Below are 14,801 nucleotides of genomic sequence, written 5' to 3'. Positions count from 1 at the left end.
CTGCCCCTGCATGGCAATATATGACAAGCAAGCGGAACAGTCCGGTTGCGGGCAAGCTATTTGGAAGCGGAGTGAAGCCGATCCGCATGAATGACGTCGACAGGAACACTATCGAAAGCGAATGTCCGGCCCTGATCAGGGCAGTTGCTTCTGAGCGAAGCGTCGAGGCTTTCGAGACGCTTTTCCGTTATTACGGACCGCGCGTGCGGACCTATATGTTACGGCAGGTGCGCGATGCACAGGCCGCCGAGGAACTGATGCAGGAAACCATGATAACGGTCTGGAACAAGGCTGCCTTGTTCGATCCCGCCCGAGGCAATGTTTCGGCGTGGATATTCAGAATTGCCAGAAATCTGCGCATAGACGCACACCGTAAGAACAAGCGTCCGGAATTCGATTTCAACGATCCGGCATTCGTTAAGGACGATGCACCCGCCGCCGATTTGCAGCTGGAAGAAATTCAGGATGCCGAGCGTCTTCACCGCGCCTTGGCGCAATTGCCGCAGGAACAGCTTGATCTGCTGAAGCGGTCTTTCTTCGATGAAGTGTCCCACAGCGCGATTGCCCAGCAGCTTGGTCTCCCCGTGGGTACCGTTAAATCGCGCATTCGGCTCGCCTTCGCCAAGTTGCGCGCGGCTCTGGAGTCACGCACATGAGTGTACGGCACCAGGTTAGCGATGAATTGCTGCTGGATTACGCTTCGGGAAGCCTTGGCGAAAGTTGGAGCCTCGCTGTTTCGACCCATCTGGCTCTTTGTCCCGAGAGCCGCCGGCGACTTTCCGCTATGGAAATGGCAGGTGGCGCCCTTTTAAATGATATCGAGCCGATGCAGGATACGTCTGGCGCTGATTGGCAGAAGATACGAGCACTGCTGCAGCCCGGCGCGCAGGTTTCACCGCCTGAAGCCGCAGCGAGGCCGTCTCTGAAAGCTGTGTTGCCGGAACCATTGCGCTCCTACGCCGGTGGCGATGTGGATGACATTAAGTGGAAGCAACTCGGCCCCGGCGCTTACCAGTTCCCGATCCGCACCAATGATGGTGAAGCCATCGTCCGGTTGCTGCGTATACCGGCCGGAAAGCCGGTGCCGGAACACAGCCATGGCGGGCGGGAGCTGACGGTCGTTCTGGCCGGATGCTTCATGGATGGCAAGGACGTGTTTCGTCGTGGCGATTTCGAAGAGACAGATGAAGACATCACACATCAACCGATTGCGGGTGAGGGTGAAGACTGCATTTGTCTTGCCGTGACCGACGCGCCCCTCAAGTTCAAAAGCTGGTTGGTTCGCCTGTTGCAGCCGGTTCTCGGTATTTAAGGAAATGAGACGATGGAAGTGATAACCGCCTATATCGGCACGGCCATCGTCTTTTTCGGTCTGGATTTCATCTGGTTGTCGAAGGCGGCAGGCTTTTACAAGCGCGAGATCGGCCCGCTCTTGTTGCCAAAACCCAATTTCGTCGCAGCTGGCATTTTCTATCTATTTTATGTTGCCGGTATCGTCTATTTCGCCGTCCTCCCGGCCTTCAATGGTGGCGATTGGCATGAGGCGTTAACGTCCGGTGCAGTCCTCGGCTTCATAGCTTATGCCACCTATGACATGACCAATCTCTCCACGCTGAAGGGCTGGTCGTGGCGCATATGTGTGGTCGATATCCTTTGGGGAACCTTTCTGACGGGCATCGCTGCCGTCGGCGGTCTCTGGCTGGTTCAGGCCATCTCTTAATCGGTGTCAACGATCTGCCGCCATTTGTCGTCGTAATCAGAGATGCCGTTCAGCGCTTGCACGGTGTGATAGGATTGACGAGGCGCGTTGCGGATGGCGAGCAGTGCCGCGCCAAGGGCCGTGCCTGAAGGGCTGTTGCTATCGGTGACCAGCACATCCGAGCCGGTGATTGCGGCCAGGGCCTGGGTGTAGATGCCGTTGCTGCCGAACGGACCCTCCACGATGGTTGTTTTGGCGTTACCGACCAGCGAGAGGCAGGAGGCCGTCATCATCGCAGCATAGAGGCTTGCGGCAACATGACGTTCCGTGTCACTGCGCGGTTCGTTCAGCCAGTGACCTTTGCGACCGGGGTACGGGCCGGACCCATCCACCGCATTTGGCAGATAAAGAATTTCCTCAGCCAAAACGTTATTCAGCGCCACCTCAAGCTCAGCGCCGGTCGGCGGCTTTATGCCTGCCGTCAACATTTCAAATTCCCGCCCACCCATGAAGCGCGCCGAGGGAACCGGCTTTCCGAAGGCATCGACATTGACCAGTGTATCACGCGTAGCGTCGAGCGTTTCCAGCTGTGCGCCGACGCCGAAACAGATGATCCATGTGCCACTGGAGACGACGGAAAACGGTCCCTTGCGCAACATCAGATGCGGGAGCAGCGACGCATTGGAATCATGCAGACCGCAATAGACCGGCATGTCGCCATCGACACCGATTTTGGCTGCGATATCAGGCAGGACCGGTCCCAGCGCATCGAAGGCGGAGCGCACCGGCGAGAGGATTCCAGCGATGCCGAGTGCTTCCGGTAGGCTCGAGACTGTAGCTTTGCCCGGTTGCCAGAGATCGGTGTGACAGCCCAGCGATGTTGCCTCGTTCGCCTTTACGCCCGTCAGCCGGAAGGCCCAATATTGCGGATAGGTTATGATGTCGGTGACATCAACGAAGGCCTCTGGGAAAGCAGTCTTCTGATAATGCAGTTGCGCCCCGACATTCAGCCCCATGGGCAGAGCAGGCGAAAAGGTTTCCTCGAAAGGCGGACGCAGAGCGGCATAGGCTTTTTGAATGTCCTCGGGATAGCTGTGTTCGTAATCCAGAACCGGCAGCGCTAGATCACCTTGGCCGTTCAGAAGCGCGGCACTCGCCCCGTGAGTGGTGATGGAAATGGCCTGATATCCGGGCTGCTCACGAAATGCCGCCAGCCCCTCGATGATGAAACTCCACAGCGTCTCGATATCGTAGTGAGGGTAGGGCGCCCCGGCCAAAACCCTGTTGGCAATCTTCCGCGACGCAATTTCCTCGCCGCTCTCGCCATCGACCACGATCAGCTTCGCATGGGTTTTGCCGATATCGATGACGGCGACATTCTTGATGGTCATGGCAGATGAAACAATGTGATGAGGTCGGTCGCAACCGGGGAGTCATCCGGGTTGGTATCCATCATGTCGGCCATATGCGCCCACCAGCGTTTCATCACCGGGTGGTCAGGTAGCGATGCTATGCCGTGTGTTTTCGGGCGGGTCAGAACGCCGAAGAGAATGTTGGTTTCAGGGTCGAGATGAATGGAATAATCGCTGATGCCTGCCTTGTGCAGCAGCGCGACCAGCTCCGGCCAGATTTCATCGTGGCGCTTCCGGTATTCGGCCTCCATGCCCGGAAAGAGCTTCATCTTGAAGGCGTGTTTTTCGAGTTCTGGCATGGTCTACCTCATGGCTCGCAGACGGCGCACGACGATGGGAATGGCAATGGTGATGATCAGGAGAAGGCCAACGAAAATCGACATGACGATGCCGGGCACGTTGAGAAGGCCAAGCCCGAAGGTGACGAGGCCCATGACGAAAGCCGCAATCACCACGCCGCCAATGGTGCCGGAGCCGCCCAGAATGGAAACACCGCCCAGCACCACCATGGTCACCACTTCCAGCTCCCAGCCTTGCGCGATGGAGGGGCGGGTGGAGCCGAGGCGCGAGGTGAGGCAGACGGCGGCGATACCGCTCATCAGGCCGGTCAGCAGAAACAGGATGAACTTCACCCGCTCGACCGGGATGCCGGAGAAGCGCGCGGCAAAGGGGTTTGTGCCGATAACGAAGACCTGGCGGCCGAAATTCGTCGCATGCAGCAGAATGGCGAAGATGACGGCCATGACCACGAACAATACGAATTCAAACGAGATGACCCAGAACACATAGCCCTGTCCGAAATAGGCAAAGCTTTCAGGATATTTACCAAAGGCCTGATCGCCCAAAACCAGATAGGAGATACCGCGAAACAGGCTCATTGTGCCGATGGTGACGACGATGGAGGGCAGTTTCAGCCCAGCGACCAGAAAGCCGTTGAAAGCACCGCAAACAAGACCGGTGCCGATGCCGATGGCAACGATAACAGGCGTGCCGACGCCCATCTGCACCGCATAGCCCATGGCGGTGGAGGCGAGCGCGATGATCGCGGCAACAGAAAGATCGATTTCACCGGCGATGATGAGAAGCGCCATGGCGAATGCGATCATCGCCTTTTCGGTAAAATTGAAGGTGGCGTCGGAGAGGTTATAGGCATCGAGGAAATAGGGTGACGCAAAGGAATTGACGATGAAGATGAGGATCGCAACGCCTAAAAGCAACACTTCCCAGCTGGCAATGATGCGTTTGAACGGCGTGCCGAGCTTGTCTGGAATGACGCGGGTTTCGGGTACGGTCGCGCTCATGCCGAAGCCTCCTTGGTAATTTCGGTCTTGGCCCTGTCACGCAGGATGATGCGGCCCTTCTTGGCTTCGGCGCGGGCGTTGAAGACCACTGCGAGAACGATGACGACGCCAGAAATCGCCATCTGCGCGAAGGGCGAGATGCCGATGACGGGCAGCGCGTTCTTGATGACGCCTAGAAACAGCGCCCCCAGCACAGCCCCTGCCACCGAACCGATGCCACCGGCAATCGAAATGCCGCCGATGACATTGGCCGCAACGCTGTCCAGTTCGAAACCCGAGGCTATATCAACATAAGCGACGGCATAGCGCGACACCCAGAGATAACTCGCCAGCCCCGCCAGAGCCCCTGATAGCACGAAGGCCAGAAAGCGGGTGCGTCCGACATCAATCCCCGCGTAAACCGCGGCGCCCGGATTGCCGCCGGAGGCATAGGCGGAACGTCCGAAGGAGGTGCGCGTCAAGACCAGCCATGCGCCTGCAATGATCAGGATCGCGACCCAGGACAAAACCGGCATGCCCAGGACGGGCGTGCGTGGAACGTTGAGAAACGTCGATGACATCTGATGCGCGTTGATCCATGCCCCACCCGAGAGAACAAAGGCCATACCGCGATAAATCGTCAGCGTTCCCAATGTGACCACGATGGAAGGCAGACCAAGCCACCAGACGAGAATGCCGTTGATCGAGCCCAGAAACGCGCCGATCACGACTGCCATCGCAATGAGGAAGGGCAGGGGAATACCGGGAAAGGCCGCATTGATCATGGCCACCGCCATGCCTGTGAAGGCGAGATTGGCAGCGACCGAGAGGTCGATAGATTTCGTCAGGATCACCGCCATCTGGCCCAGCGCCAGAATGATCAGGATCGACGTGTCATTGAAGATGTTGACGAGATTGGCCGGGCGCTCGAAGCCAGGGGAGCGCAGCGAGAAACCTGCGATCAACAGGATGATAATGCCTGCTAGCAGCCATTCGCGGTTTTTGAGCAGTCTTTTCATGGTGTGGCTCCTCTCACGCATTACCTGTGGCGGCGCGCACCAGCTTTTCGGCTGAAAATTCCGAGCGCTCGAAGGTGCCAGCCATCAGTCCTTCCCGCATGACGATGGCGCGGTCGGACATGCCGAGAATCTCGGGCAGTTCGGATGAAATCATGATGATCGACAGGCCCTCGGCCGCCAGCTCGCTGATGAAACCGTGCACGGCGGCCTTGGAACCTATATCGATACCCTTGGTCGGCTCGTCCAAAATGATGACCTTTGGCTGTGTTGCCAGCCATTTGCCGATGACCACCTTCTGCTGATTGCCGCCCGAGAGCGTGCCGACCGGCACGGAGAGCGCAGCGGCGCGCAAATCCAGCCGCGACGCATATTTGCGGGCCAGTGCAAATTCATTGGCCGCCGCCAAAAAGCCCTTGCGCGATGTGCGTGACAGAGATGGCAGCGACATGTTCTGATAGATCGGCAAATCGAGCGCCAGCCCGTGCCGCCCGCGTTCTTCCGGTACATAGACGATGCCAGAGCGGATCGCGTCTTCCGGCGAGCGGATGGAGAGCGGCTTGCCATTGAGCATGAGTGTGCCGGAGGCGGGGCGGGTGATGCCGAACAGGGATTGGCACAGCTCCGAGCGCCCCGCGCCGATCAAGCCGTAAAGGCCAAGAATTTCGCCCTTGCGCAGATCGAAGGAAATGTCGCGAAATTCGGTATCGTGGCAATAGCGCTGTACCGAAAGTGTGGTTTCGCCAATGTTGACCGCCTGTTTCGGGAATGCATCCTTCACATCGCGCCCCACCATCAGACGCACGATTTCATCCTGCGGTGTCTGTGCCAGATCGCCTGAACCGACCATCTTGCCATCGCGGAACACCGCATAGCTTTCGGCGATTTCGTAGACCTCATCGAATTTGTGGCTGATGAACAGGATGGCTTTTCCCTGCCGTTTCAGGTTTTCCACGATGCGGAAGAGGTCATCAATTTCCTTGCGCGACAAAGCCGCCGTCGGCTCGTCCATGATGACGATGCGGGCTTCGACGGAAAGCGCCCGCGCAATCGCCACCAGATGCCGCTGCGCAATCGACAGGTCTTTCAGCCGAATGGTCGGATCAATCTTGCTTTCCAGCCGCTCCAGCAGCGTGCGCGATTGTTCATTGATCGTTTTCCAGTCGATCAGCCAAAAACGCCCCTTTGGTGCGTGGCCGAGAAAGATGTTTTCACCCACCGACAGCTCATCAAACAGCACGGTTTCTTGATGAATTGCCGTGACGCCCGCATCGATGGCATCCTGCGCGCTTTGGAAGGTGACGGGCTGGCTATCCAGCAGGATTTCGCCTTCGTTGGGGCGGTAGATGCCGGTCAGGATTTTAACGAGCGTCGATTTACCCGCACCGTTCTCACCGATGAGGGCGGTAACCTTGCCGGGGTAGAGCGCAATGTTGACGCCATCCAAGGCTTTGACGCCGGGGAATATCTGGCTGATGCCGCGCATTTCGAGAATGGGAGCTGAACTTCCCATGGCTTGTGCGTGTGACGCTGTCGCGTCGGTGATTTTCTCTACAGCCATTGTCATTGTCAGAAGTCCGAACGCTCCTTGTGGAGCAGGGGCGACCCACACCCTCGACGTCATCCTCGGGCTTGTCCCGAGGATCTAACCACGTTGAAAGTCCGAGACGTCGCAGATCCTCGGGACAAGCCCGAGGATGACGTCGAGGGTGTGGATGCGACTTGAAATCCCCGGCAGCGATCATCGACCAATGCCGCCGGGAGAATCATTAAAGATCAGAAAATCTTCGAGAACTGATCGATATTGGACGAGTTGTACACAAACGGATCGGCCATCGCAGCCTCACTATTCTCACCAACCTTGATCTTGCCCATGCGTCCGGCTTCGATCTCTGTGCCTGGCTTGCCATCCGCATCACCCTTCACAAGGTGATAGGCGATTTGGGTGGCGGAATAGCCGAGGTCGATGGGGTTCCAGATGGCGAATTCCTTGGTGGCACCGGACTTGATGGCACCTGCCATTTCGGATGGAAGGCCAAGGCCTGTCACGAAGACCTGGCCGATCTTGCCTGCATCCTTCACCGCCTGCGATGCGGCCAGCACGCCGACCGTAGTCGGGGCGACGATGACCTTCACATTCGGCTGCGATGTGAGGAGGCCCTGAGCTTCGCGGTAGCTCTTGTCGGCCAGATCGTCACCGTAGACTGTGGTGACGAGGTTGAGGCCGGGGAAGTCCTTCAACTGCTTCTTCATCTCGTCGATCCAGATGTTCTGGTTCGTGGAGGTGGTGGTGGCAGAGAGGATAGCGAAGTCGCCCTTGCCGCCATCCAGATGGGCCGCAGCCAGCTGCAGGCACATCTTGCCGATCAGCGCGTTGGATGATGGATTCAGCTGGAGAATACGGCCTGCCGGTGCAACACCGCTATCCCAGGAGATAACCTTGATGCCGCGCTGTGCTGCCTTCTTGAGGGCTGGCACCACCGCGTCAGGATCGTTGGCGGAAATGGCGATCGCATCCACGCCCTGCGCGATCAGCGAGTTGATGACTTCGATCTGGCCTTCAGCCGTGGTCGTCGTAGGGCCGGTATAGATGATCTCGACACCGCCGAGTTCCTTGGCCGCTTCCTGCGCACCCTTATTGGCGGCTTCAAAGAAGCCGTTTCCGAGCGATTTCACGACCAGCGCGATCTTGATGTCTTTGGCCTGCGCCATACCGCCAAATCCGGCAACGCCGATGGCGACGCTAAGGGCCAATGCCTGGCTGAGTTTTCTGCGTGTCAGTTTCATGTTGGTTCTCCTCCCGATTAAACCTTATTCCCGCGGCGGTGCTCTTCAAGCGACCGAAACGGAATCCTCCTCGTCCGGTGGTCGCGTCTGCGCTGCAGCCGTTCCAGCCACGATCAACGTCACGCCCGCTGCCTCCACCATCCGTGCCGCCTCATCGGAAATGCCCTCATCGGTAATGATGGTGGAGACATTTTCCAGCGGGCAGAGAATGAGGCTCGAACGTTTGCGGAATTTGGACGAGTCGATCATCACGATCAGCTCTTCCGCTTGCCGCATCAATTTCTGTTCGCTCTGAATGACCAGCGCATCCGATTCCATGATGCCGAGCGCGCCAACACCCTGCGCGCCGATGAAAATTCTGCGCGCATAAAAATTGCGAATCGCGTCATTTTCGAAGGGCGACAATATCAGGCTCTGGTCGCGGTAGATCGCGCCGCCGGGCACACTGACATTGCACTTGGAATGCTTGACCAGATGCTCGGCAATCGCAAAGGAATTCGTCATGACCTGCAAACGTCGTGCCGAGAGATAATGGACCATCTGAAAGGTCGTGGTGCCGCCATTGATGATGATGGCGTCACCTTCTTCACAGAGATCCACCGCCTTGCGCGCAATTGCGCGTTTCTTGTCGATATTGACCGATTCAGACACGCGAAACGGCCGCGCTGCCAGGTTGCCCAGCTGTGGTGGATGCACCGCCTCAGCCCCGCCGCGCACCCGCCGCAACTTTCCCTGAACGTGCAGAGAGGCGATATCGCGCCGGATGGTCGCTTCGGAAGCGTCCGTCAACTCGGCAATATCCTGCACCGTCACCACAGGCTTTTCCTGTATAGCGCTCAAGATGATGCGATGGCGTTCGCTTTCGTGCATGGGGTCCTCCTGATGGTCAGTTATTCGTAAAGATCTGACGTTGTCAATCAAGTTCAATCAAAATAAACAATGGTGCGAATGCAGCATGAAAATATATGATCGTTTGTGATTGACATTGCCGTTTTGAATGCGCGATACCTGCCTGCATCGGGAGGCGGGCCGGTTCGATGGCCTGCAGATAAACGACATGGGAGGATATTGCGATGGGCCAGACGGGTCTTCTCGACAACCGCTGGGATGATGCCTATGCGGCAACACTCGATGAGCCGGGCAAGCTGCTGTATCGCTCCAATCTTTTGGGTGCAGACAAGCGCATCACCAACTACGGCGGCGGCAACACCTCCGCAAAAGTGCTGGAAACCGACCCGCTGACGGGCGAAAAAGTCCGCGTCATGTGGGTCAAGGGTTCGGGCGGAGATGTCGGCACCATCAAGCTGGATGGCTTTGCCACGCTTTATCTCGACAAGCTGGAAGCGCTGAAAAGCATCTATAAGGGTGTGGAAGACGAAGACCGCATGGTCGGTTTCCTGCCCCATTGCACCTTCAATCTCAACCCGCGCGCCGCCTCCATCGATACACCCCTGCATGGTTTCGTGCCGTTCGATCATGTCGATCACATGCACCCAGATGCTATCATCGCCATTGCGGCTTCCAAGAATTCCAAAGAGCTGACGCAACAGATTTTCGGGGCTGATATCGGCTGGCTGCCATGGCGCCGGCCCGGCTTTCAGCTCGGTCTGGACCTTGAAGCCTTCGTCAAGGCCAACCCCACGGCCAAGGGCGTCGTGCTGGAAAGCCATGGTCTGTTTACCTGGGATAATGATGCCAAGGCCTGCTACGAGCTGACGCTGGAGATTATCAACAAGGCCATCACCTGGTTTGCCAAGGAAACCGAGGGCAAGACAATTTTCGGTGGCGCTATCGCCAAAAGCCTGTCCGTTGAAGAGCGCCGCGCCATCGCTGCCCGTCTGATGCCGGAAATTCGTGGTCATATCGGTCGCGATGAGCGCAAGCTCGGCCATTTCGATGATCAGGAAGCCGTGCTCGAATTCGTCAATTCCAAGGATTTAAAGCCGCTGGGCGCGCTCGGCACGTCTTGCCCCGACCATTTCCTGCGCACCAAAATCCGCCCGCTGATCCTCGATCTAGACACCGCAAATCCTGATGTGGATGCGCTGCTTGCCGGGCTTGATCAGGCGCTTGCCGATTACCGCGCTGATTACGTCCGGTATTACGAAGCCTGCAAGCACGATAATTCACCGAAAATCAGAGACCCCAATCCGGTGATTTTCCTCATTCCCGGCGTCGGTCTGCTGTCCTTTGCCAAGGATAAGGCGACGGCGCGCATTGCCGGTGAGTTTTACGTCAACGCCATCAATGTCATGCGCGGCGCTTCCACGGTTTCCGAATATCAGGGCCTGCCGGAGCAGGAAGCTTTCGATATCGAATACTGGCTTTTGGAAGAGGCAAAGCTACAGCGCATGCCAAAGCCAAAGAGCTTGGCGGGCCGTGTGGCCTTCATCACCGGCGGCGCGGGCGGTATTGGCCGTGCCACAGCGGAGCGCTTGGCAAATGAAGGTGCCTGCGTCGTGCTGGCGGATATCGATGAAGCTGCGTTGGAAGTCACAAAAGGCGATTTCGAAAAGCGTTTCAGCGCGGATGCCGTGCGTAGTGTCAAGCTGGATGTGACGAAGGAAGACACAGTTCTCTCGGCCTTCACGCAGGCCAGCGTCGAATTTGGCGGTGTCGATATTCTGGTGTCGAATGCGGGCATCGCGTCCTCCGCACCCGTCGAAGAAACGACGCTCGCCATGTGGAACAAGAATATCGACATTCTTGCGACCGGCTATTTCCTCGTCTCGCGGGAAGCCTTCCGTCTGTTCCGTCGCCAGAATATCGGCGGCAACGTCGTCTTCGTCGCCTCCAAGAACGGCCTCGCCTCATCGCCCAATGCATCGGCCTATTGCACGGCGAAGGCCGCGGAAATCCATCTGGCTCGTTGCTTGGCGCTTGAAGGTGCCGACGCCGGAATCCGCGTCAATACGGTCAACCCGGATGCCGTGCTTCGTGGTTCGAAAATCTGGAATGGCGAATGGCGTGAGCAGCGTGCAGCGTCTTCCAAGATCGAAGTCACCGATCTGGAAGAACATTATCGCAAGCGCTCAATGCTCAAACTGAATGTTTTGCCTGAGGACATTGCCGAAGCGATTTACTTTCTCACTTCGGATGCCTCGGCAAAATCGACTGGCAACATCATCAATGTCGACGCTGGTAACGCGCAGAGTTTCACCCGCTAGGCGCGGGTGAAATAACGTTTATCTGCGCAGGATGACCCATATGGCGTGAATGATGCCAGGGATGTAACCGCAGAGCGTCAAAAGAATATTGAGCCAGAACTGAAGCCCAAGGCCGACCTGAAGAAAGACGCCGACTGGCGGCAGGAAGATGGCAAGAATAATACGAACAATGTCCACGATTGAATATCCCGTCTGTTTGTTTCCAAGCACATAACGTGGGGAGCACGGAATTGGTTCAATTGCGGGAGGCGAGGAACGGGAGGACAGCATGACCGAACTGAAAATAGCGGCAGAGATCGTTGACGGCGAAAATGAAAAGCGCGCGAGCGCCCATCATGCGGATTACGAGGCGCTGGGTACTAATCTAGCGCGTCGCGACATCGATATCGAGGCCATCACCGCGCAGGTGTCTAAATTCTTCGTCGCTGTTCCTTCCTGGGGCGTCGGTACCGGTGGCACGCGCTTTGCCCGCTTTCCCGGGAAGGGAGAGCCGCGTGGCATCTTCGACAAGCTGGACGATTGCGCCGTCATCAACCAGCTGACAGCTGCTACCCCCAATGTTTCCCTGCACATTCCATGGGACAGCCAAGACCCAAAAATGCTGAAAGCCCATGCCGATGCTCTTGGCCTCGGCTTCGATGCGATGAACTCCAATACGTTTTCGGATGCCGAGGGACAGCAGCATTCCTACAAATACGGCTCGCTGAGCCATGCAGACGCAGCAACCCGGCAACAGGCGGTGGACCACAACATCGAATGCATCGAAATCGGTAATGCCCTCGGCTCCAAAGCGCTGACGGTGTGGGTGGGCGATGGCTCCAACTTCCCCGGCCAGAGCAATTTCACCAAGAGCTTCGAGCGCTATCTCTCCGCTATGGCGGAGATTTATAAGGCTCTGCCGGATGACTGGCGCATCTTTTCCGAACACAAGATGTACGAGCCGGCCTTCTATTCCACAGTGGTGCAGGACTGGGGCACGAACTACCTCATCGCCAACACTCTGGGCGAAAAGGCCTTCTGCCTTGTGGATCTCGGCCACCATGCGCCCAACACCAACATCGAAATGATCGTCGCTCGCCTCATCCAGTTCGGCAAGCTCGGCGGCTTCCATTTCAACGACAGCAAATATGGCGATGACGATCTGGATGCAGGCTCTATCGATCCCTACCGCCTCTTCCTCGTCTTCAACGAACTGGTTGATGCCGACCATCGCGGCGTCAAAGACTTCCACCCGGCCCATATGATCGACCAGTCGCACAATGTGACCGATCCTATCGAAAGCCTCATCTCCAGCGCCAACGAAATCCGTCGTTCCTATGCGCAGGCGCTGCTTGTGGACCGCACGGCACTCGATGGTTTCCAACAGGAGAACGACGCGCTTATGGCATCCGACACACTGAAGCGAGCCTACCGCACGGATGTGGAACCCATTCTGGCTGAAGCGCGCAGAAGATCTAGCGGTGCCCTCGACCCCATCGCCACGTACCGCGCCAGTGGCTACCGCGCCAAGGTGGCAGCCGAACGCCCGGAATCCAGAAGCGGCAGCGGCGGCATCATTTGACGCCATTCTCGAGAGCCGCAAACACTAATAAATGAAGGCACGCGACGGCGTGCCTTCATTTATTTGTAACCAAATATGTCCAGCGTTAAAGAAATGTGTTTTCCGCCCCATCATCTTCACATTCACGTTTATGTTAGGGACGCATGAAGCAACCAATAGACAAATCAGGCCTGATTTTCGTAGCGCTTTTACTAGTGCTCGTGGGCATCGTGCTGAGCATCGCATTCCTCAACGGCGATAGGCAGCTTTCACCGCAAAGCCAGGACGGGACGTTGATACCCAGGACGACCACCCAGCCTCAGCAATGATTTCACTCGCATGTGAAAGTTTTTTGCGGTTCTGGGAGCGGTGAATGAATAAATGGTGTAGATGCCTGCCAAATATGGAAGGTGCCTAACCGCAATCAATCTCGCAGTATCCAATTGAACAACACGGGAAAATGGTGCCGCTTGCAGGACTCGAACCTGCGACCCCATCATTACGAATGATGTGCTCTACCACCTGAGCTAAAGCGGCTTACCAGGCGCCGATAGTTCCGGCGCCGTGGGATATGGCGGGCTGATACAAGCATTGAACCCGGATTTCAAGTCTTGAATGTCGCTTGACTTAAAAATCCGCAACGGTTCGCACCGCCTTCGTCAATGTCAGTTGCAAAGCCGCGCCTTGGCTGCGGTGTATTCGGAGGCGAGGCGGTCGACCAGAGCGGAGACTGGTTCGATGGCTTTGACGGCGCCCACGCCTTGGCCAGCCCCCCAGATGTCTTTCCATGCTTTTGCGCCGCTCGTCGCCACTCCGAAATCCATCTTTGACGGGTCGGCCACTGGCAGATTATCGGGGTCCATGCCAGCGGCAATGATCGAGGCTTTCATGTAGTTGCCGTGAATGCCGGTGAAATAGTTGGAATACACGATGTCGCTGGCCTGGGCGTCGACGATGGCCTGTTTGTACGCATCGCTTGCCCTCGCTTCGGTCGTGGCGATGAAGGGGGAGCCGACATAGGCCATGTCAGCGCCCATGGCCTGGGCGGCAAGGATTGCTCCGCCATTGGCGATTGCGCCTGCCAGAAGCAGGGGGCCGTCGAACCATTCGCGGATTTCCTGAACCAGTGCGAAGGGGGAGAGCGTGCCTGCGTGGCCGCCTGCACCTGTCGCAACGGCAATCAGGCCGTCAGCTCCCTTGCGAATGGCGGAACTGGCGTGGCGGTTGTTGATCACGTCATGCAGCACGATACCGCCGTAGGAATGAATGGCGGCGTTGACTTCAGGCACGGCTCCCAGCGATGAGATGACGATCGGCACCTTGTATTTGACGCACAGACCGAGATCATGCTCCAGACGCTTGTTTGAGGTGTGAACAATCTGGTTCACCGCAAAGGGCGCCGCCGGTCTCTCGGGGTTTGCCGCGTTATAGCTGGCAAGGTCGTCGGTCATCATCGCCAGCCATTCGTCAAGCTGGCTTTCCGGGCGGGCGTTCAAAGCTGGAAATGCGCCGACGACGCCAGCCTTACATTGCGCCAGCGTCAATTCGGGATGGGAGATTATGAACAGCGGCGAGGCAATCACCGGCAGTCGAAGATTATCGTTGAGTACGGCCGGCAGCATGTTTCCTCCCACGAATTACGTTTACGCACACGTAAGATGTAGCGAAGCTAACGCGGTCTGAAAAGCGAAAAAGAATGCAAAATGCTATCGTAAGATCACCCTGTGCATTCCACAGCCGGCTATCAGGGGTAGGAGCCGAGAAGACGGAAAAGGCTGCATTACGAGCCATTTCGAGTGCTTTTCCCCAAGCCATTGCGCTGTTTGTGAAATACATCGCTTGCGATTGCGCAAGCTAGTCGTTACCGAATCGTAAACAACATGGCGCAAGGCCGCAGACG

General features: G+C 57.2%; 14 protein-coding genes and 1 tRNA gene. 5 read left to right on the top strand and 10 right to left on the bottom strand.

The genetic code is table 11. The features are described from left to right. The first annotated feature begins 20 nt into the window (after nt 1-20). The 3 genes from ATO67_RS12025 to ATO67_RS12015 are packed head-to-tail and all read left to right on the top strand — an operon-like array spanning nt 21 to nt 1,720. Entirely contained in the window at nt 21-656 is a 636-nt protein-coding gene (locus ATO67_RS12025; protein WP_342585715.1) for a sigma-70 family RNA polymerase sigma factor, read from the top strand. Then, entirely contained in the window at nt 653-1,312 is a 660-nt protein-coding gene (locus ATO67_RS12020; RefSeq protein ID WP_067648951.1) for a ChrR family anti-sigma-E factor, read from the top strand. The genes ATO67_RS12025 and ATO67_RS12020 overlap by 4 nt, the downstream gene beginning before the upstream one ends. A gap of 12 nt (nt 1,313-1,324) precedes the next feature. Further along, complete coding sequence (locus ATO67_RS12015) at nt 1,325-1,720, top strand: DUF2177 family protein (RefSeq protein ID WP_067648948.1); 396 nt, start codon at nt 1,325-1,327, stop codon at nt 1,718-1,720. Here the strand turns inward: ATO67_RS12015 and ATO67_RS12010 are convergent. The 7 genes from ATO67_RS12010 to ATO67_RS11980 form a co-directional block, all read right to left on the bottom strand. Then, nucleotides 1,717-3,090, bottom strand: coding sequence for an FGGY-family carbohydrate kinase (locus tag ATO67_RS12010; RefSeq protein ID WP_067648945.1), 1,374 nt, complete (start codon nt 3,088-3,090; stop codon nt 1,717-1,719). The two genes, ATO67_RS12015 and ATO67_RS12010, sit on opposite strands and share 4 nt — an antisense overlap. After that, nucleotides 3,087-3,410, bottom strand: a complete 324-nt coding sequence (rhaM, locus tag ATO67_RS12005; RefSeq protein WP_067648941.1) for an L-rhamnose mutarotase — start codon at nt 3,408-3,410, stop codon at nt 3,087-3,089. Before rhaM ends, ATO67_RS12010 begins: the two co-directional genes overlap by 4 nt. A gap of 3 nt (nt 3,411-3,413) precedes the next feature. Continuing rightward, nucleotides 3,414-4,412 carry an ABC transporter permease gene (locus tag ATO67_RS12000; RefSeq protein WP_067648938.1) on the bottom strand — a complete coding sequence of 333 codons (999 nt, stop codon included), beginning with the start codon at nt 4,410-4,412 and terminating at the stop codon, nt 3,414-3,416. Then, nucleotides 4,409-5,410 carry an ABC transporter permease gene (locus ATO67_RS11995; protein WP_067648935.1) on the bottom strand — a complete coding sequence of 334 codons (1,002 nt, stop codon included), beginning with the start codon at nt 5,408-5,410 and terminating at the stop codon, nt 4,409-4,411. The genes ATO67_RS12000 and ATO67_RS11995 overlap by 4 nt, the downstream gene beginning before the upstream one ends. Nucleotides 5,411-5,423: 13 nt before the next feature. Then, on the bottom strand, nt 5,424-6,920 hold the full coding sequence (locus tag ATO67_RS11990) for a sugar ABC transporter ATP-binding protein (RefSeq protein ID WP_067649099.1): 1,497 nt from the start codon (nt 6,918-6,920) through the stop codon (nt 5,424-5,426). A gap of 263 nt (nt 6,921-7,183) precedes the next feature. Continuing rightward, nucleotides 7,184-8,194 carry a rhamnose ABC transporter substrate-binding protein gene (rhaS, locus tag ATO67_RS11985; protein ID WP_067648932.1) on the bottom strand — a complete coding sequence of 337 codons (1,011 nt, stop codon included), beginning with the start codon at nt 8,192-8,194 and terminating at the stop codon, nt 7,184-7,186. 45 nt (nt 8,195-8,239) lie between these two features. Continuing rightward, entirely contained in the window at nt 8,240-9,064 is an 825-nt protein-coding gene (locus ATO67_RS11980; RefSeq protein WP_067648929.1) for a DeoR/GlpR family DNA-binding transcription regulator, read from the bottom strand. Nucleotides 9,065-9,267: 203 nt separating this feature from the next. Here ATO67_RS11980 and ATO67_RS11975 point away from each other — a divergent pair, with 203 nt between their 5' ends. Continuing rightward, on the top strand, nt 9,268-11,361 hold the full coding sequence (locus tag ATO67_RS11975) for a bifunctional rhamnulose-1-phosphate aldolase/short-chain dehydrogenase (RefSeq protein ID WP_067648926.1): 2,094 nt from the start codon (nt 9,268-9,270) through the stop codon (nt 11,359-11,361). An 18-nt stretch (nt 11,362-11,379) separates the two neighbouring features. On the opposite strand, the gene ATO67_RS22365 is transcribed toward ATO67_RS11975, so the two are convergent. Beyond that, nucleotides 11,380-11,538 carry a YqaE/Pmp3 family membrane protein gene (locus ATO67_RS22365; protein ID WP_082760245.1) on the bottom strand — a complete coding sequence of 53 codons (159 nt, stop codon included), beginning with the start codon at nt 11,536-11,538 and terminating at the stop codon, nt 11,380-11,382. Between the two features lie 91 nt (nt 11,539-11,629). Here ATO67_RS22365 and rhaI point away from each other — a divergent pair, with 91 nt between their 5' ends. Beyond that, the gene (gene rhaI, locus ATO67_RS11970) at nt 11,630-12,922 is read left to right on the top strand and encodes an L-rhamnose catabolism isomerase (protein ID WP_067648923.1); all 1,293 of its coding nucleotides are present in this window, start codon (nt 11,630-11,632) and stop codon (nt 12,920-12,922) included. A 440-nt stretch (nt 12,923-13,362) separates the two neighbouring features. Here rhaI and ATO67_RS11965 read toward each other — a convergent pair. Next, nucleotides 13,363-13,438 (bottom strand) — tRNA-Thr (locus tag ATO67_RS11965). Between the two features lie 128 nt (nt 13,439-13,566). Next, complete coding sequence (locus tag ATO67_RS11960) at nt 13,567-14,523, bottom strand: NAD(P)H-dependent flavin oxidoreductase (protein WP_067648920.1); 957 nt, start codon at nt 14,521-14,523, stop codon at nt 13,567-13,569. Nucleotides 14,524-14,801 lie beyond the last annotated feature (278 nt).

It is taken from the genome of Agrobacterium bohemicum (genome assembly GCF_001562555.1).
Lineage (GTDB): Bacteria > Pseudomonadota > Alphaproteobacteria > Rhizobiales > Rhizobiaceae > Agrobacterium > Agrobacterium bohemicum.
The sequence above is the reverse complement of the archived record's forward strand: the minus strand, read 5'-3'. Positions and strand labels throughout refer to the sequence as shown.